Raw genomic sequence first — 19,990 nt, forward strand, 5'->3', positions numbered from 1 at the left:
CTTACCTCTGAACACAGCTATAGAATACATTTACACAAAGTGTTTTATACTACCATTTTTTTTGATTATGAACCTGATATATACTGCTCCAGGTGACTAATGGTTTCTTGTTGTCTTTTCATTTTGGCACCCACTACATCACTCATAGAGATGATGCCTGCTAATGCATTATTGGCAAAAACGGGTAAATAACGAATGTGCTTATTGCTCATTAATGTCATGCAATGATCGATGGTATCTGTAGGTGCCACCGCCGGCAAATCGGTGGTCATGATATCGGCCACCACCGTGTCTGTTGAATTCTTCCCTTTCAGAATAACTTTCCGTGAGTAATCTCTTTCTGTAACAATGCCACAGTAAGTGCCGTTGTCGAGCACTACCACAGATCCGATGTTTTTTTCATCCATCAGTTTAAGTACATCAATTACAGCAGTACCTGGCGAAATGGAAATGACGGCACTACCTTTTTTGGCGAGAATGTCGGATACTTTCATGGCTTTTCAGTTTTAAAGGGAGAATTAAGATAGCACATTTAGTAACCCACTGCATTTGTTGACTGCCTATCGGCGAAAAAAAATCTAAAAAACATTTACATTATAGTTTGGTTTATAAAATAAACTACTCTATGTTTGTCTCATCAAAGCGAATAATCAATGCAAACGGTCATCCTCACACTCATTTCAATTTTCAGCACTCTTGGGTTGCTTGCACAGCAAACTACCCTCACCGGCACCATCACAGACCTTAAAAAAAGACCCATTGCAGGCGTAAGCGTATCTATTGCCGATAGTTACGATGGCGCCAGTACCGATAGCATTGGTCGTTTCGCCTTCAGCACTACCGACACCGGCAAGCACACACTCCTGGTAAGCATGTTAGGTTATAAAAGCTGGGAGCAGCCAGTGGAACTTCGAGGCGGCTCCCAGTCTTTCAGCATTCAGTTGAAAGAATCGCCCAATGAACTGACTGCTGTAGTTATTACTGCTGGTGCTTTTGAAGCCGGCGATACCAAAAAGGCCACCGTATTGAAGCCACTCGATATTGTGACCACAGCCAGTGCCAATGCCGATGTAGCCGCCGCCATGAAGACCCTGCCCGGCACACAGCAAATTGGTGAAAGTGCCGAACTCTTTGTACGGGGTGGCGAAGGCTACGAAACCAGGCAGTTTATTGATGGCACTACGGTCGCCAATCCGTTTTTCGGACAGGCGCCCAACATTGCCAGCCGTGGACGTTTTTCGCCTTTTTTATTCAAAGGCACAGTATTTAGCACCGGTGGCTATTCGGCGCTGTATGGCCAGGCGTTGTCTTCGGCTCTCATTTTGGAAAGTATTGATTTGCCAGAGCGGTCGGAAGCCAGTGCGTCTTTTTCGCCTTTGTTTGTTGGGGCACAATACCAGCATTTGGCCAAAGATTCGCTGCATAGCTGGGGCGCCAGTGCCGGCTACACCAATGTGGGGTTGTACTTCAAGGCGGTAAAACAACAGCCCGATTATTTTAAAGCACCGGAAGTATTGAATGGCGATGCCAATTTCCGTATCAAAACATCCCGCACTGGCATGCTCAAGTTTTATGGCAGCTACGCAAAAAATATATTGGGCTTGCGCAATCCGGATATAGACATGCCGGTTTTGAAAAATGCTTTTGAACTCAACAATAGCAACATCTACACCAACATTAGCTACAAAGAAAGAATTGCCAACAGGCTGAAATTACAAACCGGTTTCAGCTACAGCCAAAACAAAGACAACATTCACCAGCAGGTGCAAGATGCTGATAATAAACCTGTGCAACATACGCTGCCAGATTGGGTGGCTGCTAAAAACTTTCGACTTGCTACCAACAGCAAACTCATGCAGCTACGGGCAGTGGTAGATTATAAATTGTCGGGCCTGAGTGCTGTAAAAGCAGGCGCAGAATATTGGTATAGCAAAGATGAAAATCAATACCAGCAATTTCCGGTTGCGGCATTACAAGATCATTTCACAGCTGCTTTTGCAGAAGCAGATGTTTACATCAGCAACGGATTGGCGGCGAGAGCAGGCGTAAGGGCAGAACATTCTTCTCTGTTGCAAAAAACGAATGTTGCACCCAGGGCTTCACTGGCATACAAGTTGGCTAACGCTGCGCAGCTTTCAGCAGATTATGGCGTGTTTTATCAAAAGCCTCAATCGCATTATTTAATGTGGCATCCACGCCAGAATCAGTTGCGGGCAGACCATTACATAGTCACGTATCAAAAGATTGGTTTCAACAAAGTATTTCGGGCACAGGTATTTCACAAAGAGTACAAGCAACTCACCAAAACCTTTCCCGATACCAGTAGTACCGGCACCGGATATGCCCGTGGAGCAGAACTCTTTTGGCGTGATAAATCCACTTTCAAAAACTTTGATTACTGGTTCACTTATTCTTACCTCGATACTAAGAGAGCTTACCTCAATTATCCTTACGAAATGCAGCCAACATTTGCTGCTACGCATACCGCCAATTTGATTGTAAAAAGATTTTTCACCAAAATGAAAACACAGCTGAATATCAATTATCAATTTGCCGCTGGTCGTCCGTATTATCAATTCAAATATAATAACGGTGCTCAGCAATGGGATGTGCTCGATCAGGGCAAAACCATTGCATACAACAACCTGAGTTTTAGTGCCAACTATCTGGCCAATATGGGCAAAGCCTTTGGCGTAGTAGTGCTGAGTGTAACCAATGTGCTCAACAGTAAGCAGGTGTTTGGCTACAACTATAACGCAGATGGCAGCAATAAAGTAGCCGTTGTGCCACCTGCCAACCGGTTCATTTTCTTGGGCCTCTTTTTAAGCTGGGGAACCGACCGTACACAAGATGCCATCAACAATAATTTATAACCGATTTCATTTCATCAACCACACAAACTCCTATCATGGACAACATGCACAACAATGAACTTTGGGAAACAGCCCGCAGAAGGGCAGCTTTCAAAAAAAGCCTGAGTTCTTACTTTTTGGTCAATGCTTTTTTGATTGGCATTTGGTACTTCACTACGGGTGGTAACAGCCGCCATTTCTGGCCCATTTGGCCCATTCTAGGCTGGGGACTTGGCCTGGCTTTTCAGTATGCCAATGCCTACATGGGTACACAATTGTTTTCTGCAGAAAAAGAGTATGAAAAGCTCAAACAACAACAACGATAAACACATTCTCCATCACCTCATCACTTCAAAAAAATCACTATGAAAAAAGTATTTATTCTTTGCCTTACTGCCGTATTGGCTATAGCTGTACAAGCTCAAAATGAGAAGTACGTAAATTTCATGAAGAAGAATATTGCAGCACTCGACTCTGCCAAAAGCCCAGAAGACTTGCAGGTGTCGGCCAATAACTTTGAACGAATTGCCAACACTGAAAAGGATGCGTGGCTGCCAAATTATTACGCAGCGTATGCCTATATCATGAAGGCGTACTTTGTAAAAGAAATGAAAGACATTGATCCGCTGTGCGATAAAGCAGATGTGCTGCTGGCCAATGCTGAAAGCCTTTCCCAAAACAACTCCGAAATAGCTACCCTCAAAGCCATGTGCCTTACGGCACGTATGCGGGCCGATGGGAGCCGTGGCATGACCATGGGCCCCAAGGCTACTATGATTTTGCAGCAGGCCCTGCAGCAGCAACCAACAGGTAACCCACGTGCATTGATGCAAATGGCACAAATGAAATTTTATACGCCGCCTGCTTTTGGTGGTGGCAAAGATGCCGGTATTGAACTGCTGAAAAAAAGTATTGCTGCTTACGATAGCTTTAAGCCTGCCAGTGAGCTGGATCCCACCTGGGGCAAGCCCTATGCAGTTAATTTATTGGCACAATGGACAGCTCAGTAACTAGTATTTCTTGTGTATAAATCTGCCGCCAAAGAAGGAATGAGCTATTACCTTCACTCAATACAAAAGCAAAGATGGAAGACAAACCTTTAGACACCCACGAAAGCCTGCAGGTAATCAGTAGCATGATTGCTAAAGCGAAAGATTCGTATCACGATACTGGTATCGTATCCATTCTGTGGGGTACGGTCATTGGTCTTTGTTCATTAGCAACCTGGTCGCAAATACAATTCGACTACAAGCTGCCTTTTGATATTTGGGTGCTCACTTTTTTGGCGGTGATACCTACCGTTATTTTATCGGTAAAAGAAAACAAACAACGTAAAGTGAAAACTTACGACCAAACGGCTATGGACGCCGTTTGGATTTGTTTTGGTGTAGGTATTTTTTTGGTGGTACATGCCAATAATCATGTGTTTCAGATGGTGGGCGAATTAAAGAGTATGGTAGAATCTGCCGGAGAGCCAAGGCCAGCTCAAAGCTTTCTTGAATATTATTCCGCGTACATGCTGGTGCTGTATGGTATTCCCACCATCGTTACTGCCAGCATCAAAAACTTCAAACCCATGTGGGTGGGGGGTATTATTTGTTGGATAAGCGCATTGGTGGTTCCTTACACCAATATAAAGGTTGATATGTTGCTGATGGCGCTGTCTGCTATTACTGCATGGCTTTTTCCCGGCATCATCTTGTATTGCAAAACATTGGCAAGAAGGAAGGCAGTACATGTTTAAAGACCTCGATCCCATATTGCATTCGCAGCTCAGGCTCGCCGTAATGTCGCTGTTGATAACAGTGAAGGAAGCGGAGTTTACTTTTATTAAAGAAAAGACCAATGCTACAGCAGGCAACCTGAGTGTTCAAATCAATAAACTTAAGGATGCCGGCTACATTGAAGTAAAAAAACAGTTTAAAGACAACTACCCTCAAACACTTTGCAGCATTACAACTGCTGGTGTTGAAGCCTTCGAAAAATATGTGCGGGATTTACAATCGTATTTACAAATTGGGACAACGTAAGCGTTTGCGCATATCCCGTTTGTTTTGTCCGCCAAAAATGCCTGAGTTGTACCCAGAGCGGTTGAGGTTTAGCCCGAACTTAATAACCGCCGTCCAGTAAGCATCATTTTCATTGGGATTGCCACGGGGTCGTGTGTCTCTCGGTGGGGTATGAATGGTGCTTCTGTTGTACAATTGGCGGGCAAGTGCAGCCTGGCTGGCACTCAGGTAATTGGCAAACAAGTTCGGATCTACCCAGTCGCCTTGGTGTACATCATCAATATAATCGGTAAAGGCTGTGCGTTTATTGATTTCAAAACGCATGGTCAATTTGGGAGATACGTCGTACCGGAATCCGATACCCACCGGATAGGCAAATGAATTGAGCCGGTACTGTTTTCTATTGGGGTATTCTGCAAAGCCCTGACCTTCTAATCGCAGCGGATGCAAATCGACCCAGCCATTGGCGGTATAAGCTCTCGGGTTAAAAGTAAACCAACTGATACCTGCCATAATGTAGGGCGACAAGCGATAAGGAGTTTTATCGTACGACCGGAAAAGCTGTGGCAAATGCAATTCGCCCATCAGCATTACCTCTCTTATTGGGCTCCGGAAATTCAGGTTTCTTTCATAGCGGCCAATGGCACTTGGAGCGGTAGCGTTGGTTAGTAAACTATCATAGCCTTCTATGCGGCCCATGTTTGCTTCGAGGCGAACGCCAAACACATTGCGATAGCTGGCAATGGCATATAACCCTGTGCTGAAGTTTGTTTTTAATAAAGTGACCCCTGCAAACGGGCCCTGATAAACACGGGGATTACCTTGAATATCCGTTACCCCGTTCATGATGCCGAGGTTGATGCCTGCTTCAATCAATATTTCTGGTTCGTAAATACCGGTGCTGTATTGAAAGTAGCCCTGAGCCGAAAGCCCGGAGGAACTACCGAATAAAACCGTAGCCAGTGTGATGGGTAAGCAGTATTTTTTGAGCAACTGAAGCATGATGTCGAAAAGCAAAATAAAGAAAAATGGGCCAATTCAATGTTTAACTTTTGGTTGTTGCCTTTTTTGCCAAACGTTTTTGCTGTTGAATGTAGTAGGTACAAAGATGTGTTAGCCCGCAGTCGTCACATTTGGGTTTGCGGGCCAAACAGGTGTAGCGGCCATGCAATATGAGCCAATGATGTGCTTTGTGAATGAGTTCGGTTGGGAGATTTTTGACCAACTGTTTTTCGGCGGCCAATGGTGTTGTGGCTTTTTTGGTAAGGCCCAGCCGGGCACTCACCCGAAACACATGCGTATCCACCGCCATGTTGGGTTGTTGCGCAATTACGCTGGTTACTACATTGGCAGTTTTACGGCCAACACCCGGTAGTTGTACCAACTCTTCTACGGTCATGGGTACTTCGCCACCAAACTTATCAATCAGCATTTGGCCTAAGCCCAGCAGGTGCTTGGTTTTATTGTTGGGATAGCTGATGCTTTGTATTTGTGCAAACAGGTCGGCAAAATTTGCATTGGCTAGTGCCTTTGGCGTAGGGTACTTCCTGAAGAGTTCAGGTGTTACCATATTTACCCGCTTATCGGTACACTGTGCAGAAAGCACTACTGCAACCAAAAGTTCGAAAGGACTATCGTAAGTAAGTTCTGTTTCTGCCACAGGTATATGTGCCTGGAAATAGCGTATCACCGTGTCGTACCGTTCTTTTATTGTCATCCCGCTGTTGTTTGCTGTAAAGTGCGGCAAAGAAAATAAAAAACTATTCGATGGTGGCAGTATCTATTTCTGCCATGCCATAGGCCAGTATTGCTGCTACTGCTTGCCGGCGGGGAGCAATTTTAGCCTTATCCAGCGAACGGGCTGCATCTTGAATGACGCGGTATTTTTCTTGTAAAGGCCAGTTGCTCTCAAGAGCTTCGGCAATGGCTACGGTATCGGTTAGCGAGGATTCGTTGTAATGAAAAGCAATCAAATCTTCAGGAGTAAAGTTGCGCATAGGCAATAATCAGTTTAAGATTTCAGGCAGGTTTGTTAGTTAAAACGATGGTTGGCTGCCGATATTGTATAGCAGCAAAAAATAATGCCTAAAATAAAAGACTAGTTGCCGGTGGCGGGCACCACAAATACTTCTTCATTGGGCCGCTTCATGTAATACTTTTCCCGGGCGTATTTCTCCAGCATGGCTGGGTCATTGTCCAATGCCTGCAGCTCTTTTTTGGTCAGCTGAATCTGCTCTTTGTAGTACTCAATTTTTTCATTGAGTTCGTCCAGTTCGCCTGCCCGATGGCGCTGCGCAAAAAAGTCGTTCTTGTCAAAAAAAGCCATCCATACCCCAAAAGCTGCCAAAGCCAGCAGGTAGCGGTTGAGCAATATTTTTCGGAGAATGGTGAGCATAGCTTTTGTGTTCACTGCAAATATCATGCTCAGCTGTGCAAGTTGTATGCGGGGCATTCTCCACATCTTCACAAACAAAAAGCAGCCCCAGGCGAGGCTGCTTTTGTATGTATGTATTGGTAATGGAAATTATTTACCAAACTTGAGGTTTTTGCCAGGGAAGTAGGCACTTTCTTCCAGCAGTTCTTCAATGCGGAAGAGCTGGTTGTACTTGGCAATACGGTCGGTGCGGCTGGCGCTACCGGTTTTAATTTGGCCGCAATTGAGGGCTACTGCCAAATCAGCGATGGTAGTGTCTTCTGTTTCGCCGCTGCGGTGGCTCATGATGGTGTTGTAACCAGCATGCTGTGCCATGGTAACCGCGTTGATGGTTTCAGTAAGGGTACCAATCTGGTTTACTTTTACCAGCAGGGCATTGGCAATGCCTTTGTCGATACCTTGCTGCAGGCGGGTTACGTTGGTTACAAACAGGTCGTCGCCTACCAGCTGGCACTTGCTGCCAATGGCTTGGGTAAGCGCTTTCCAACCTTCCCAGTCATCTTCGGCCATGCCGTCTTCGATGCTGCAGATGGGATATTTCTTCACCCAGCTTTCCCAGTATTTTACGAGCTCTTCGCTCTTCATTTCTTTGCCGCTGCTCTTGTGGAACACATACTTTTTCTTTTTGCCATCCCACAGTTCGCTGTTGGCAGCATCCATGGCAATTTTGATTTGCGTACCGGCTTTGTAGCCAGCAGCAGTAATGGCTTCCAGTACAGTTTCAATAGCTTCTTCATTGCTCTGAATGTTGGGGGCAAAACCACCTTCATCGCCCACGTTGGTGCTGTAGCCTTTTTTCTTGAGGGTGTTTTTCAGTGCATGAAAAATTTCGGTACCCCAGCGCAGCGCTTCGCTGAAATTGGGAGCACCCACAGGCATAATCATGAATTCCTGAAAGTCGATTTTGTTATCGGCATGTGCACCGCCATTCAGAATGTTCATCATGGGCACGGGCATTACCTTGGCATTGGTACCACCTACATAGCGGTACAGTGGCAGGCCGGCTTCTTCGGCAGCAGCCTTGGCTACGGCCATGCTCACGGCCAGCAGTGCGTTGGCACCGAGCTTGCCTTTGTTGGCAGTGCCATCCAGCTGAATCATGGCATTGTCGATGCCGGTTTGATCGGCTACGTCCCAACCAGCCAGCTCATTACTAATGATGTCATTTACATTTTTTACGGCTTTCAGTACTCCTTTGCCGAGGTATTTTTTCTTGTCATTATCACGCAGTTCAACTGCTTCGTGAATACCAGTGCTGGCGCCACTTGGCACAGCAGCACGACCCAGTGCTCCTTCGTCAGTTACTACATCAACTTCGATAGTGGGGTTGCCACGGCTATCCAAAATTTGACGGGCGTGAATGTTTGCGATGTAAGGCATAATCTTTTTTTGTTTGAATGAAAACGATAAATGATTGCTTGTAAAAAAAATCGGTTGGCCTTTTTTGCAAGGCAAGCAAATTTCTGCCTTTGCAACTACAATCCCAACGAAAAAAGTCAGGAATTATCCTGACTTTTCTAAGGTTATTTTTCAGCAACAGTATTTGTGGTCAATTCTCTGAAAATGCTTTCCAGCGAACCACCTTCCTGCATACTGCGGATGTTGAGGTTTTCGTTGAGTGCCAGTTGCATCAAGGCCTTGCGGGCATCTTGTGCATTGTTGGTTTGCAGGGTCCAGCTCTGGCTGTCGGTTTTTTCGGCGGCTAAAATGCCCGGCAACCGAAGCAGCCACTCGGCTTCAATTGTTTCCGTAAACGAAACACGGAGTTGCTGGCCATCACTTTTGCTACGCAATTGTTGCAGAGGTGCATTGGCCACAATGCTGCCTTTGTTGATGATGATGACCTGCTCACAAATCGCCTCCACTTCTTGCATAATGTGGGTGCTCAGCAGCACGGTTTTATCCTCACTCAGGGTTTTAATCACCTGCCGAATTTCCACAATCTGGTTGGGGTCGAGGCCGGTGGTGGGCTCATCTAAAATGAGTACGGCAGGGTTGTGTATAATGGCTGCAGCCAATCCTACCCGCTGTTTATACCCTTTCGAGAGCTGGCCAATTTTTTTATTGGCTTCAATGGTCAGCCCCACTTGGGTAATCACATCTTCTACCCGCTGCTTTAGGTTAGGTACTTTGTACAAAGCACCTGTAAAGGCCAGGTATTCGCGGATGTACAAATCGTAATACAAGGCATTGCTCTCGGGCAAATAGCCTATTTGTTGTTTCACTTTTTCGGGGGCCGTTACCACGTTGAGGCCACTCACCAATGCGGTGCCGCTGTCGGGTTGCAGGTAGCCGGTCAGCATTTTCATGGTGGTGCTTTTGCCCGCACCATTGGGCCCGAGAAAGCCAGTGATTTGGCCCGGCCGGGCTTCGAATGAAATGTTGTTGACCGCCAGCTGGCTGCCGTATTGCTTGCAAAGTTGTTGTACTTGTATCGACATAAAGTGCCTGCAAGATATTTGATTGGCTGCCAAAAAATCGTCAAAACCGCTACACCTTACTTTTGCTTCGTGAAAAAAATTATTGCAGGCTGCCTGCTATTGGCAGCACAAAGCACACAGGCACAGCAAGTGCAATATAGCGGCTGGCTGGCCAGCTTTAATACCATCAAGCTCAAAGGCAAGTGGGCATTGCATGCCGAGCTGCAGCTGCGCAGCACCAACCATGTAGCACAATTGCAAACACTACTGCCCAGGGTGGGGCTCAACTACCAGGTGCGGAGCAACCATGTGGCTACGGCGGGCTATGCATACATACCCAACCGTTACAGGGCTGGTGCAGTAGATGGATTGGTTGCGGAGCATCGCTTGTGGCAACAGTACATCATCAACCAACCGCTGAGCAAAGCGGTAGCATTGCAGCACCGCTTTCGCCTGGAGGAACGCTGGCTGCCGAACGTAGCCGCCGTGGGCAATGCGTTGGAAAAAACCGGCAGTCGTTTTACCACAAGGTTTCGCTATTTCAACAGGCTGGTAGTGCCGTTGCACAAACAATCAGGCGCTTTCAACAAAGGATTGTTTGCAGCGCTACAAAATGAAGTGTTCATCAATACGACACATCGCAGTCATGTGAATGGTCGTTGGTTTGACCAGAACCGTTTGTACGTGGCAATGGGTTGCAGGCTCAGCAAAAAAGCAGATGTGGAAACGGGTTATCTCAATCAATACCTGAAGGCTTCGGGTAACAATGCCAATACCGTGAATCATATTTGGCAATTGGCAATGTATACGAGGTTATAGAGAATAATGGAGTAACGAGGAGTCACAGGCCGGGAGGCCTGCGACAGAGTAACAGCGCCATCCTGCATCAGGATGGCGCTGGTGTAATTGCTGAATAAAGATTGATGGCTGAAGGGCTGCGGTGCCTGCAGGGCCACGCCACAAGCGTGGGCCCGGAGTGCAACGAAGGGCCGAACGCAGTGAGCCCGAAAGGGACCGAACGACTGCAGATTGATGCAGTTGGATGAGAGCCCCAGTTAATCTTCTATAAAATGGGCATGCTCGGGATTGTCATCAATCAATTCGTATTCACCCTGCCAGGCATACAGGCCAAACAGGAATAAGCCACCCACCACAATGGGCAGCAAAATAAAAATGATGATGATGCCGAAAACCAGATCATCTTGTTTGCCACTGTTGAGTTTGGGCCAACCCAGTACCGTGATGCCGAAATACAACACCGCAAGTGCCAAAGCTATCCAAACCAGCCCAAGTATTTTTTTGATGCGATTCATCGTACATGTATTTGTGTAGTGAATTAATCGTTGATTTCTTTGTCTTTGGGGTTGAGGTACAGCACACCAATGATGAGACACACCAGTGCTACGCCAATAGGATACCACAAGCCTTGCAGGTACCACTGCGGATGATCGTTGGCTTTGGCAGTAGTAGCCAGATAAGTAGCCACCGCTGGCAGCAAGCCGCCAAACACACCATTGCCAATGTGGTAAGGCAGGCTCATAGAAGTATAACGGATTTTGGTAGGAAACATTTCGACAAGGAATGCTGCAATGGGGCCATACACCATGGTAACGAACAACACTTGCACAAACACCCAAAAAATAAGCGTCCATTTATCGCTGCTGTTGATGTGTATGCTGGTGCTGATATCTTGTTTGCTTCTGCCGGCTTCTACCATTGGCAAGCCGTTTTGCAGCGGCAGCTTCTTTTCTACTACTGCAATAGTGCCATCGGTATAAGTGGTGCTGGTGCTGTAGATGCTATCCTGTTGATTGTTGGCATGTGTAACGATGCTGGCAGTTGTGCTACTGGTTTGTACCGTTTTGTGTTGTAGGTTGGTGGTTTGATACATGCTTTCGTAAATAAACCAATAGCTGCAAATGGCAATGAGCATGCCGCCCATCATGATCCACTTACGGCCGAGTTTATCGCTGAGCCAACCGAACACGAGAAAGAAAGGTGTGCCCAGCATGAGGGCAATAAACATGAGGCTGTCTACCTGATCCTTGGCGATGTTCATGGTTTTTTCGAGAAAGCTCATGGCATAAAACTGACCGGTGTACCAGATAACGCCCTGCCCCATGACTGCCCCAAACAATGCCAGCAATACAAACTTGAAATTGTACCTGTTGCCAAAGCTTTCTTTGAGTGGATTGGTGGAAGTTTTACCGCTGGCTTTGGCCTTGGCGAAGATGGGCGACTCTTCCATGTTTTTGCGGATGAGGTAACTCACAAGTACCATAAGTATAGATACCCAAAATGGTACCCGCCAGCCCCAGTCGTTGAATTGCTCTTTGGTAAGTGCAGCTCTGGTACCCATGATAACGAGCAAAGACACAAATAAGCCAACGGTAGCAGTGGTTTGTATCCAACTCGTCATAAATCCACGCTGGTTGGCAGGGGAGTGTTCGGCTACATACGTTGCTGCACCGCCATACTCGCCGCCCAAAGCAAGGCCCTGCAATAAGCGTAGTACCAATATAAGCAATGGAGCCATAAAGCCAATGGTTTCGTAGCCGGGCACACAGCCAATTAAAAATGTAGCCCCACCCATAAGCATGAGCGTTACCATAAAGGTGTACTTGCGGCCAATTAAATCGCCCAGTCGACCAAAGAACAAAGCCCCAAATGGCCGTACCACAAAGCCAGCAGCAAAAGTGGCCAGTGTACTCAGGAATGCGGCTGTAGGATTTTCCTGCGGAAAGAACTTGGTAGAAATGATGGAAGCCAGACTTCCGAAAATGTAGAAATCGTACCACTCAATCATGGTGCCTACAGAGCTGGCACCAATAATGGTGAAGAGCGAACTTTTTTTAGCGCTACTCATGGGTTATTAAGCATGGTTGATGGCTGTACACATGTGCATAACAAGCATGTGCAACAGCATGAATGATGGATTGCCTGATTCGTTTAGGTCGTAATATAAATCGGTAAAATGGTACGCTGCCAAAAAAATATTCTCGGTACGGTGCAGGATGTTTCCTCCTGTTTTTTTCTGTAATGCAGTGCTCTTGTTGTTTTTGCAGCGCTGTGTTACAATGCTCTGCAGCATGTATCAATAAAATTTCTTAGCAAAGTCCACAAAAAATTGGTGCCAATTTTGACTTGCTGTTTGGGCATAAATCTTTTTCTTTAACCAGTGATGTATTGCATCATTGTTTGTATTTCACAGATTGAAAAGTGTTGCCATGTCAGTTCCCTATCAGATAAGAAGCATGAACCAGTACCGGATGGCGTATGATTACAGCGTTACCAATCCGGAAGAATTTTGGGCAGGAATAGCCGAGCATTTTGTTTGGAAAAAGAAGTGGGACAAAGTTCTCGAGTGGAACTTTAAAGAACCAAGTATTGAGTGGTTTAAAGGAGGCAAACTCAACATTACAGAAAACTGCCTCGACCGCCACCTGAATAGCATGGGCGATAAGCCGGCACTGATTTGGGAGCCTAACGATCCTGAAGATCACCATCGAATACTAACATACAAAGAGCTGTACAATAAAGTAGTGCAGTTTGCCAATGTGCTCAAGAATAACGGTGTGAAAAAGGGCGACCGTGTGTGCATTTACATGGGCATGATACCAGAGTTGGCCATTGCCGTATTGGCATGTGCCCGAATAGGTGCCATTCACTCAGTCATCTTTGGTGGCTTTAGTGCCCGCAGCATTGCCGATCGTATTCAAGATGCCGAAGCTTCCTGTGTGATCACCTGTGATGGTGCTTATCGGGGCAATAAAGTAGTGCCATTGAAGAGCACTATTGATGATGCCATGATTGGTTGCCCTTCAGTAAAACGCATCATTGTATGTACGCATACCCGCACACCGGTGAGCATGATTAAAGGCCGCGATGTGTGGTGGGAAGACGAGATTAAAAAAGTAGAAACACAAGGCAATCCTGATTGTCCTGCGGAAGAAATGGATGCGGAAGACACGCTGTTTATTTTGTACACCAGTGGTAGCACGGGTAAACCCAAAGGTGTGGTGCATACCTGCGCCGGCTACATGGTTTGGGCCAATTATACATTCCTGAATGTGTTTCAATACAAGCGTGGTCAGGTGCATTTTTGTACGGCAGATATTGGTTGGATTACAGGGCACACGTATATCTTATACGGCCCATTGAGTGCCGGGGGTACTACGCTCATGTTTGAAGGTATTCCTACATGGCCCGATGCAGGAAGATTCTGGGACATCGTTCAAAAATTTGGTGTCGATATTTTGTACACCGCACCAACTGCCATTCGCAGCCTCATGGGTTTTGGCGAAGGACCATTGCATGGAAAAAAGTTGGATTCATTGAAAGTATTGGGCACTGTGGGTGAGCCCATCAATACCGAAGCATGGCATTGGTATGATGAAAATGTGGGACAAGGACGCTGCCCCATTGTTGATACCTGGTGGCAAACAGAAACCGGCGGTGCCATGATCAGCAATCTGGCTGGCGTTACTCCTTCAAAACCAACTTATGCCTCTTTGCCATTGCCTGGCATTCAACCAGTGTTGGTTGATGAAAATGGCAATGCCATACCAAACAGCGACGCAGCAATAGATGGTGTTTTTCTGGAAAAACCTGAAGGCGATGGATTAAAAGCGTCTGGCAATTTGTGTGTGAAGTTTCCATGGCCGGGCATGCTCCGCACTACCTATGGCGATCATGAACGTTGCCGGCAGACCTATTTTTCTACTTACGACAATATGTATTTCACCGGCGATGGTTGCTTGCGGGATGAACAAGGCATGTATCGCATCACGGGTCGTGTGGATGATGTGCTCAATGTGAGTGGTCACCGCATTGGCACGGCAGAAGTAGAAAATGCCATCAACATGCATGCGGGTGTAGTGGAAAGTGCTGTAGTGGGTTATCCGCACGACATTAAAGGACAAGGCATTTATGCGTATGTCATTTATCAGGGTTTTCATGAAGATGAAAACCTGACTCGTCAGGATATTTTGCAAACCGTTACCCGCATCATTGGTCCCATTGCCAAGCCGGATAAAATTCAGTTTGTAAGTGGCTTGCCCAAAACAAGAAGTGGTAAAATCATGCGGCGCATTCTGCGGAAAATTGCTGAAGGTGATTTTACAAATGTGGGAGATACCAGCACCTTACTTGACCCTGCCGTGGTGGAAGAAATACGTGACGGCAAATTGTAAATTCCTTTTGTTGTATAGCAGCGGCGTTGTTTCAAAAAAGCAGCGCCGTTTTTTTATGCCGTTACATCAATCTGGTAGCGTTGCATTTGCTTGTCCATTACTACAAACCATACCGGCGGTACCAATGCCAGCAACATACTGCCGGGGTAGCCCGTGGGTAATTGTGGTGCATCGTCGTGGTGGCGCAGTAGCTGGTACTTCCTGCTGGCCAGATAATGATGATCGCTGTGGCGGCTGAGTTCAAACAGCAGAATGCGACCTACTACATGATTGCTGTTCCAGCTATGCCATGGCATGGCCCGTTCATATTTGCCCGGAGTGCTTTCTTTTCTTGCCAGCCCGTAGTGTTCAATGTAGTTGACGGTTTCGAGCAGTAAAATGCCCAAGGTTGCAGCCGCCAGAAAATACAAGAGAACGGACCCGCTAAATAAAACGCCAATCATCAGCAAAAAGATAACGCTCAGCAATTGCAGCTGCAGCATTTCATTGCTCAGATGAAATGTCGGTGTATTGTTTTTGTGTTGCTCTGCGTTGGCAATTTTCCAGGCGCCGCTGTACACACCAGCAATGCTTCGAATCCAAAAGCGATACACTGACATACGATAAGGAGCACTGCTGGGATCACGGGGTGTACTCACATGTTTGTGGTGCCCTTTGTTGTGCTCAATAAAAAAGTGTGTATACAAAGAAGTTAAGAGCAAGGCCTTGGCCAGCCACTGTTCATAGGGTTTACTCCGATGCCCCAATTCGTGGCCAACGTTGATGCCAAAAGTGCCGCACATCAATCCCATGGATGCAATGCGGCCCAACTGTTCCCACCACAAAAGAGTAGGATTATCTATCCCTTTTAAAAAAATGAACAGCGTAAAATATTGCAATGGAACAACTGCATAGAGCAGTACATCGTACAAGGAATCTGCTTTTGCAATGGCTTCTTCTGCAGCATCCATATTGCTGCTATCGGGTGGAAAAATAAGTTCGAGTAAGGGCAGAAAAACAAACGAAATAATGACGGGTAAAAACACCAGCCAGCCATTTGTTTGCAATGCTATAAGTGCAGCAAAAAACAGCAGCAGGGGCAAAGCATATTTGAGGGCTTTCCAACGCATAGCAAGCATCGTTTGAATTGATGAATTGAATGTACTGGATAAACGCACACATTTGCCGTTTTGTGCATGAAAAAGGCCGCCCAATCTACGTTGGACGGCCTCGTTGCTCTAGGGTTGTTTCAGGTCAGGGTTCTATTAATGTTGTACAATAATCTTTCCTTGTTGAATGTTGTTGCCTGCAAACACTTGTACAGTGTACGTGCCAACTGGCATTCTTTCCAAACCACCTACGTTGATGCTGATGTTGCCAGCAGGCTGAGTAGTTTTTTGTTGAATCACTACTTGACCGGCCATGTTCAGTACACGTACACTTACGTCTTGTGCTTTGGGGTTGCTAAAGCGAACCTGCAAATCAGAACGTACCATTGTTGGAGTCAGTTGCAAACCACTGATGCCTGCAAGTTTGAGACTGATAACGTTGCTGTAAGAAACAGTACCGTTTTTACGAACCAGCTTCACTCGATAGTAAGCATCGTTTCCAACAAAAGCATGCAAATCATCAGCATAGTTGTACGTATTGCCATTGGCGGGTACAACAGCTACTTGCTTAAATCCGTTGGCAGTAGCACTTCTTTCCAACGTGTAGTATGCTGCGTCTGCACCATCTATGATAGTCCAGCGGAGGTTGCCTTTGCTGTTGCCGTAGCTACCTGTCAGTTCCAAACCATTGATAGGCAGAATAGCGGTAAATGAATACTGAGCAGGTTCTGAGCTACCTACACCTGCAGCGTCTACAGCAGTGTAAGTAAATGAACCGTTGTATGCACCTGTACCACTTACAAAGTATACATACAGTTTGGTCTTATCGTAGTTGGCAATGTTTACAAAAATGTTGTCATCGGGGTCGGAACTAGCGTCCAGAATATCAGCAGCATCAGGGCCGTTGTTGTTGGCATCATATGCAATTCTGATTACCAGATCTGTTCCTGCAGGAGAGGTAGGGTTAGACAACAAGCGGAATGTTTTGTTCATGCCTGTTTCCAGTATGCCATCTTCTGCATCAATGCCTGACATTATTTGGTCATCATTATCCAGCTGCCAGAATGTGCCTACGTTACGAGCAGGGAGATTGGTAAATACAGGGTTGCTAACCGGGCGTGACTGAATTGCAACATCAATGTTTGGTTGTGTTGTATACGGAGCAGTTACCAATACATTTTCAAACACACCAATGCTGTTGAATTTGCCTGCACCAGGTGTACCATCGTTTACATTGGTTACATAATATACACTGCCCGTTGAAGGTGCTGCACCCATAGCGCCGGTTGGAGCTACTGAATAACTGCTACCAACTGAAGGAGCCGCATCGGCACGTACTATGGCAATGGTATAGGTTGGGTCAACAGTGCTGCCACCTTGCAAAACTGGGTTTGCAGGTACGCTAATAGCATATGTACCGTTGGCTGCGAAAGAAGCAGACTGCATTACTTTACCAGCATCAGGGCCATTAGAAGCAATAGCAATTACTTTATAGGTTCCTTGTGCAGGAATAGTTTCTGTACCTTCTACTGTTCTGTTACCATTCGCATCAATCCAAATTTTACCTGTAAGTGTTTGAGATATAGCACATGGGGTAATGGTGAATTGAATGTAGCAACCAGCTTCTGCCGGAGGAACAGCGAAGTAGTTTGAAGTGCCAGCTGTAGCCGGGAAAGGATTGCTGCTGTTGTATTCGATACTGCTTGGTGTAACAGGGTAAGAATTGTAGAAACGTGTACCAGCAGGGAACTCAGCACTGATAGTAGATACTGCTATGCTTGGGCCATTTACAGGGCAAATGGGGAAGTTGCGTACAGAAGGTGTAGTTGTACAATGTGTGTTGTTGTAAGCCGTTACATCAAAGTTTATCATCAATGGAGTTGTGATAGGGTCACCGGCACATGAGCCGTTTTGAGTAAAGCCCTGTACCAATGGTTGATTGTTGAATGAAGTGCCAGAAGTGGCGCCTGTACCAGAGCTTGTGCCAGCTACAATAATTGTTTGGGCACAATTGGTATTTTTAAGAATAGCACAGTTTTCTGTTCCCTTAAACTTGAAGCTTAAATCGGCCAACAAAGTAGTTGCGTCTGCTGGCATTGGTACAGTGCCAAAGTCGAGTACTACAGAACCTGTAGAGCCGAGCAATGGGTCGAAATAAGCATTGAATGGAGTGGGTGCTGGAGTGAAGTATACATTCTGCTGAATGCTGCCTGGTACAAAGGTGGTGTTGTATGGAATAGGAATAACGAGCTTGTAGTTATTCACTGCTTCAGTACCCATATTTTTGATGTCTACTTTGTATTCTACTTCTTCACCAGGCTTTACACTCAAAGTGCCGGTAGCAGGCACTACACCATTGATTTTGCTTACGGTCAACAAGTTCTGTACTTCAGGAATGTACGCATCTACACTCATCGCCATGTTGAAGATGATGTAGGTGTCCTGAGTAGAACCGTAACGGAACATCGTTTCAGTAGCATTGTTGCCGATCACCTCGTTGTTCGTATTGGTAATGTTGAACATCGAAATATCGATGCCTGTATTGTTGGTACGGTTCAAATTACGGGTGTTGCCACCAGTTTGTATGCTTGAGTTAAAGAAATTGGTAGCAGCGTTGCCACTATGGTTGAGTGATACAAATGTGTTGTCACTTGCACGGCGAATCTGGAAATAATCACCGCTAATGTTACGATCGCCTTCGCCGGCCATCATACCTACTTTAATATTTACTGGTCCTGTCTGAACTGTTTTGAAACCGCTGATGGGCAAATCAAAAGCTGCGGTAGTGCTACCTGCAACATAAGCATAGCCGTCAAACACGGTTACATCACGCCATTTCATCTTGGTGTTTTCATACACTACTACCAGGCCCCAACCTCCAAAGTAGCCGGTACCACCACCATCACCCTCAATGAGAGCCATATCTGCTACGGTATAAGCGCCTAAACCATTCGCTCTTACATAGTCAGTTACTTCGGCATAGGCTGCATACATGTTCCCTTCTGAGGTAGTAGGAAAGTAAATGTCAGAAGGGGATGCTGTGATGGTAGTATAACCAGCAGCAGCAGGACCTTTCAACTTCAATTGTTGCTTGTCGAAGCTTTTTGTAACGGTAGTATTTACTTGAATAGTGCCAGATACATTCACTTCAGCATCAGAAGTAGTTTGAGTGTTTGTTTCAGTGCCTGTGCTGGTTGGATATTCAGCACGGATAAGTTTATTCACCACAATAGTTACACCACCAGTGGCGCTGTATACCTGATACGGAGTGCTTAATGTAGCTGTGCTCACACCGTTGCTGGTAGTAATTGTAGCAGCCACATTGGTGGCAGTTCCGCCATTTACGGCAACCGTAATTGGGTTACTGCTGTTGTTGGTAAAATCAAACACAACCGTATTTCCGTTACCACTAAAAGTGTAACGGGGATAACGGTTGTTACTGCCACCAGCACGTGCTACACTCATAGTGTAAGCTGTGTTGGTAATGGCTTCATTGTGGTTTACTATTTGTGTGTTATTTACCGATTGAGGAGTAGAAACAGTTTTGTTTACGCTAAAAGTATTGCTGCTACCTGCACGTCCTGTCCAATACAAACCCGCAAACAGAATATTGGAGCAAGAAGGGATAGCTCCGTTTTCTGAAGAGAAGGTAAGATTAGCAGAAGATGAGTTGAAAGTAGTGCCATCTCCGTCGATATCTACATACACCATATTGTTGTTACCGTTATCGGAGTTTTCTCCATACGATGACAACGTGAGATTGGTGTTGCCAATCATTGTAAAGTCGCCTTTGATGTTGTAGATTTTACGATCGGGACTTACTGCAGCACTGCGTTGTGCAAACTGCTTTACTACCTGAGCGTTTACTTGTTGAATCGTTGTAAATGCCATCAGCGTGAAGATGGACAGTGCAACGTTACGGTTGCGCAAGCACAACCATTGGGTGTAAAGATTTTTCATCTTTAAGGGTTTAGCGTTTAGGAATATCAGATCAA

The 19,990-nt window shown here is 46.0% G+C and carries 19 protein-coding genes; 7 read left to right on the forward strand and 12 right to left on the reverse strand.

Going from position 1 to position 19,990, the window contains the following annotated elements; all coding sequences use genetic code 11:
- Positions 1 to 65 precede the first annotated feature (65 nt).
- Positions 66 to 494 (reverse strand): CBS domain-containing protein, encoded by a 429-nt coding sequence (locus V7Q13_RS12330; protein WP_333800979.1) that lies wholly within the window; start codon positions 492 to 494, stop codon positions 66 to 68.
- A gap of 159 nt (positions 495 to 653) precedes the next feature.
- On the opposite strand from V7Q13_RS12330, the gene V7Q13_RS12335 reads away from it, so the two are divergent.
- The 5 genes from V7Q13_RS12335 to V7Q13_RS12355 all read left to right on the forward strand — a co-directional run bounded on the left by V7Q13_RS12335 (position 654) and on the right by V7Q13_RS12355 (position 4,882).
- On the forward strand, positions 654 to 2,873 hold the full coding sequence (locus tag V7Q13_RS12335) for a TonB-dependent receptor (RefSeq protein ID WP_333800980.1): 2,220 nt from the start codon (positions 654 to 656) through the stop codon (positions 2,871 to 2,873).
- Between the two features lie 35 nt (positions 2,874 to 2,908).
- A complete protein-coding gene (locus V7Q13_RS12340) occupies positions 2,909 to 3,178 on the forward strand; it encodes a 2TM domain-containing protein (RefSeq protein WP_333800981.1) in 270 nt (89 codons plus the stop codon).
- Positions 3,179 to 3,217: 39 nt separating this feature from the next.
- A complete protein-coding gene (locus V7Q13_RS12345) occupies positions 3,218 to 3,862 on the forward strand; it encodes a hypothetical protein (protein ID WP_333800982.1) in 645 nt (214 codons plus the stop codon).
- Positions 3,863 to 3,936: 74 nt separating this feature from the next.
- Positions 3,937 to 4,596 (forward strand): hypothetical protein, encoded by a 660-nt coding sequence (locus tag V7Q13_RS12350; protein WP_333800983.1) that lies wholly within the window; start codon positions 3,937 to 3,939, stop codon positions 4,594 to 4,596.
- Complete coding sequence (locus V7Q13_RS12355; protein WP_333800984.1) at positions 4,589 to 4,882, forward strand: winged helix-turn-helix domain-containing protein; 294 nt, start codon at positions 4,589 to 4,591, stop codon at positions 4,880 to 4,882. Before V7Q13_RS12350 ends, V7Q13_RS12355 begins: the two co-directional genes overlap by 8 nt.
- Here V7Q13_RS12355 and V7Q13_RS12360 read toward each other — a convergent pair.
- The 6 genes from V7Q13_RS12360 to gldA all read right to left on the reverse strand — a co-directional run bounded on the left by V7Q13_RS12360 (position 4,862) and on the right by gldA (position 9,736).
- Positions 4,862 to 5,863, reverse strand: coding sequence for a DUF6089 family protein (locus tag V7Q13_RS12360; protein WP_333800985.1), 1,002 nt, complete (start codon positions 5,861 to 5,863; stop codon positions 4,862 to 4,864). The two genes, V7Q13_RS12355 and V7Q13_RS12360, sit on opposite strands and share 21 nt — an antisense overlap.
- A 43-nt stretch (positions 5,864 to 5,906) precedes the next feature.
- A complete protein-coding gene (gene nth, locus V7Q13_RS12365; protein ID WP_333800986.1) occupies positions 5,907 to 6,578 on the reverse strand; it encodes an endonuclease III in 672 nt (223 codons plus the stop codon).
- Positions 6,579 to 6,621: 43 nt separating this feature from the next.
- Positions 6,622 to 6,858, reverse strand: a complete 237-nt coding sequence (locus V7Q13_RS12370) for a hypothetical protein (protein WP_333800987.1) — start codon at positions 6,856 to 6,858, stop codon at positions 6,622 to 6,624.
- Between the two features lie 101 nt (positions 6,859 to 6,959).
- Positions 6,960 to 7,256 (reverse strand): FtsB family cell division protein, encoded by a 297-nt coding sequence (locus V7Q13_RS12375; RefSeq protein ID WP_333800988.1) that lies wholly within the window; start codon positions 7,254 to 7,256, stop codon positions 6,960 to 6,962.
- Positions 7,257 to 7,385: 129 nt separating this feature from the next.
- Positions 7,386 to 8,675: a phosphopyruvate hydratase gene (gene eno, locus V7Q13_RS12380; protein ID WP_333800989.1), complete on the reverse strand. Its 1,290-nt coding sequence runs from the start codon at positions 8,673 to 8,675 to the stop codon at positions 7,386 to 7,388.
- 143 nt (positions 8,676 to 8,818) lie between these two features.
- Positions 8,819 to 9,736 carry a gliding motility-associated ABC transporter ATP-binding subunit GldA gene (gene gldA / locus V7Q13_RS12385; protein WP_333800990.1) on the reverse strand — a complete coding sequence of 306 codons (918 nt, stop codon included), beginning with the start codon at positions 9,734 to 9,736 and terminating at the stop codon, positions 8,819 to 8,821.
- Between the two features lie 69 nt (positions 9,737 to 9,805).
- On the opposite strand from gldA, the gene V7Q13_RS12390 reads away from it, so the two are divergent.
- Positions 9,806 to 10,534 (forward strand): DUF2490 domain-containing protein, encoded by a 729-nt coding sequence (locus V7Q13_RS12390; protein ID WP_333800991.1) that lies wholly within the window; start codon positions 9,806 to 9,808, stop codon positions 10,532 to 10,534.
- Between the two features lie 236 nt (positions 10,535 to 10,770).
- On the opposite strand, the gene V7Q13_RS12395 is transcribed toward V7Q13_RS12390, so the two are convergent.
- The 3 genes from V7Q13_RS12395 to V7Q13_RS12405 are packed head-to-tail and all read right to left on the reverse strand — an operon-like array spanning position 10,771 to position 12,806.
- Positions 10,771 to 11,028 (reverse strand): DUF6814 family protein, encoded by a 258-nt coding sequence (locus V7Q13_RS12395; RefSeq protein ID WP_157476727.1) that lies wholly within the window; start codon positions 11,026 to 11,028, stop codon positions 10,771 to 10,773.
- 23 nt (positions 11,029 to 11,051) lie between these two features.
- Positions 11,052 to 12,581 carry an MFS transporter gene (locus V7Q13_RS12400; protein ID WP_333800992.1) on the reverse strand — a complete coding sequence of 510 codons (1,530 nt, stop codon included), beginning with the start codon at positions 12,579 to 12,581 and terminating at the stop codon, positions 11,052 to 11,054.
- Between the two features lie 6 nt (positions 12,582 to 12,587).
- Positions 12,588 to 12,806, reverse strand: a complete 219-nt coding sequence (locus V7Q13_RS12405) for a hypothetical protein (RefSeq protein WP_333800993.1) — start codon at positions 12,804 to 12,806, stop codon at positions 12,588 to 12,590.
- A 136-nt stretch (positions 12,807 to 12,942) separates the two neighbouring features.
- Between V7Q13_RS12405 and acs the strand changes: the two genes are divergently transcribed.
- On the forward strand, positions 12,943 to 14,907 hold the full coding sequence (acs, locus tag V7Q13_RS12410) for an acetate--CoA ligase (protein WP_333800994.1): 1,965 nt from the start codon (positions 12,943 to 12,945) through the stop codon (positions 14,905 to 14,907).
- A gap of 53 nt (positions 14,908 to 14,960) precedes the next feature.
- Here the strand turns inward: acs and V7Q13_RS12415 are convergent, their stop codons facing one another.
- On the reverse strand, positions 14,961 to 16,016 hold the full coding sequence (locus V7Q13_RS12415) for an alkane 1-monooxygenase (RefSeq protein WP_333800995.1): 1,056 nt from the start codon (positions 16,014 to 16,016) through the stop codon (positions 14,961 to 14,963).
- A 135-nt stretch (positions 16,017 to 16,151) separates the two neighbouring features.
- Positions 16,152 to 19,955 (reverse strand): T9SS type A sorting domain-containing protein, encoded by a 3,804-nt coding sequence (locus V7Q13_RS12420; protein WP_333800996.1) that lies wholly within the window; start codon positions 19,953 to 19,955, stop codon positions 16,152 to 16,154.
- Positions 19,956 to 19,990: the final 35 nt, after the last annotated feature.

Origin of the sequence: Phnomibacter sp., from assembly GCF_036803085.1 — a bacterium.
Lineage (GTDB): Bacteria > Bacteroidota > Bacteroidia > Chitinophagales > Chitinophagaceae > Phnomibacter.

What these genes read in the sequence shown, in the direction of transcription:
- V7Q13_RS12375 (WP_333800988.1), bottom strand. Translation starts at nt 7,256, where the DNA reads ATGCTCACCATTCTCCGAAAAATATTGCTCAACCGCTACCTGCTGGCT.
- eno (WP_333800989.1), bottom strand. Translation starts at nt 8,675, where the DNA reads ATGCCTTACATCGCAAACATTCACGCCCGTCAAATTTTGGATAGCCGT.
- gldA (WP_333800990.1), bottom strand. Translation starts at nt 9,736, where the DNA reads ATGTCGATACAAGTACAACAACTTTGCAAGCAATACGGCAGCCAGCTG.
- V7Q13_RS12415 (WP_333800995.1), bottom strand. Translation starts at nt 16,016, where the DNA reads ATGCGTTGGAAAGCCCTCAAATATGCTTTGCCCCTGCTGCTGTTTTTT.
- V7Q13_RS12345 (WP_333800982.1), top strand. Translation starts at nt 3,218, where the DNA reads ATGAAAAAAGTATTTATTCTTTGCCTTACTGCCGTATTGGCTATAGCT.
- V7Q13_RS12400 (WP_333800992.1), bottom strand. Translation starts at nt 12,581, where the DNA reads ATGAGTAGCGCTAAAAAAAGTTCGCTCTTCACCATTATTGGTGCCAGC.
- V7Q13_RS12405 (WP_333800993.1), bottom strand. Translation starts at nt 12,806, where the DNA reads ATGCTGCAGAGCATTGTAACACAGCGCTGCAAAAACAACAAGAGCACT.
- V7Q13_RS12330 (WP_333800979.1), bottom strand. Translation starts at nt 494, where the DNA reads ATGAAAGTATCCGACATTCTCGCCAAAAAAGGTAGTGCCGTCATTTCC.
- V7Q13_RS12370 (WP_333800987.1), bottom strand. Translation starts at nt 6,858, where the DNA reads ATGCGCAACTTTACTCCTGAAGATTTGATTGCTTTTCATTACAACGAA.
- V7Q13_RS12360 (WP_333800985.1), bottom strand. Translation starts at nt 5,863, where the DNA reads ATGCTTCAGTTGCTCAAAAAATACTGCTTACCCATCACACTGGCTACG.
- V7Q13_RS12420 (WP_333800996.1), bottom strand. Translation starts at nt 19,955, where the DNA reads ATGAAAAATCTTTACACCCAATGGTTGTGCTTGCGCAACCGTAACGTT.
- V7Q13_RS12340 (WP_333800981.1), top strand. Translation starts at nt 2,909, where the DNA reads ATGGACAACATGCACAACAATGAACTTTGGGAAACAGCCCGCAGAAGG.
- V7Q13_RS12355 (WP_333800984.1), top strand. Translation starts at nt 4,589, where the DNA reads ATGTTTAAAGACCTCGATCCCATATTGCATTCGCAGCTCAGGCTCGCC.
- nth (WP_333800986.1), bottom strand. Translation starts at nt 6,578, where the DNA reads ATGACAATAAAAGAACGGTACGACACGGTGATACGCTATTTCCAGGCA.
- V7Q13_RS12395 (WP_157476727.1), bottom strand. Translation starts at nt 11,028, where the DNA reads ATGAATCGCATCAAAAAAATACTTGGGCTGGTTTGGATAGCTTTGGCA.
- acs (WP_333800994.1), top strand. Translation starts at nt 12,943, where the DNA reads ATGTCAGTTCCCTATCAGATAAGAAGCATGAACCAGTACCGGATGGCG.
- V7Q13_RS12335 (WP_333800980.1), top strand. Translation starts at nt 654, where the DNA reads ATGCAAACGGTCATCCTCACACTCATTTCAATTTTCAGCACTCTTGGG.
- V7Q13_RS12350 (WP_333800983.1), top strand. Translation starts at nt 3,937, where the DNA reads ATGGAAGACAAACCTTTAGACACCCACGAAAGCCTGCAGGTAATCAGT.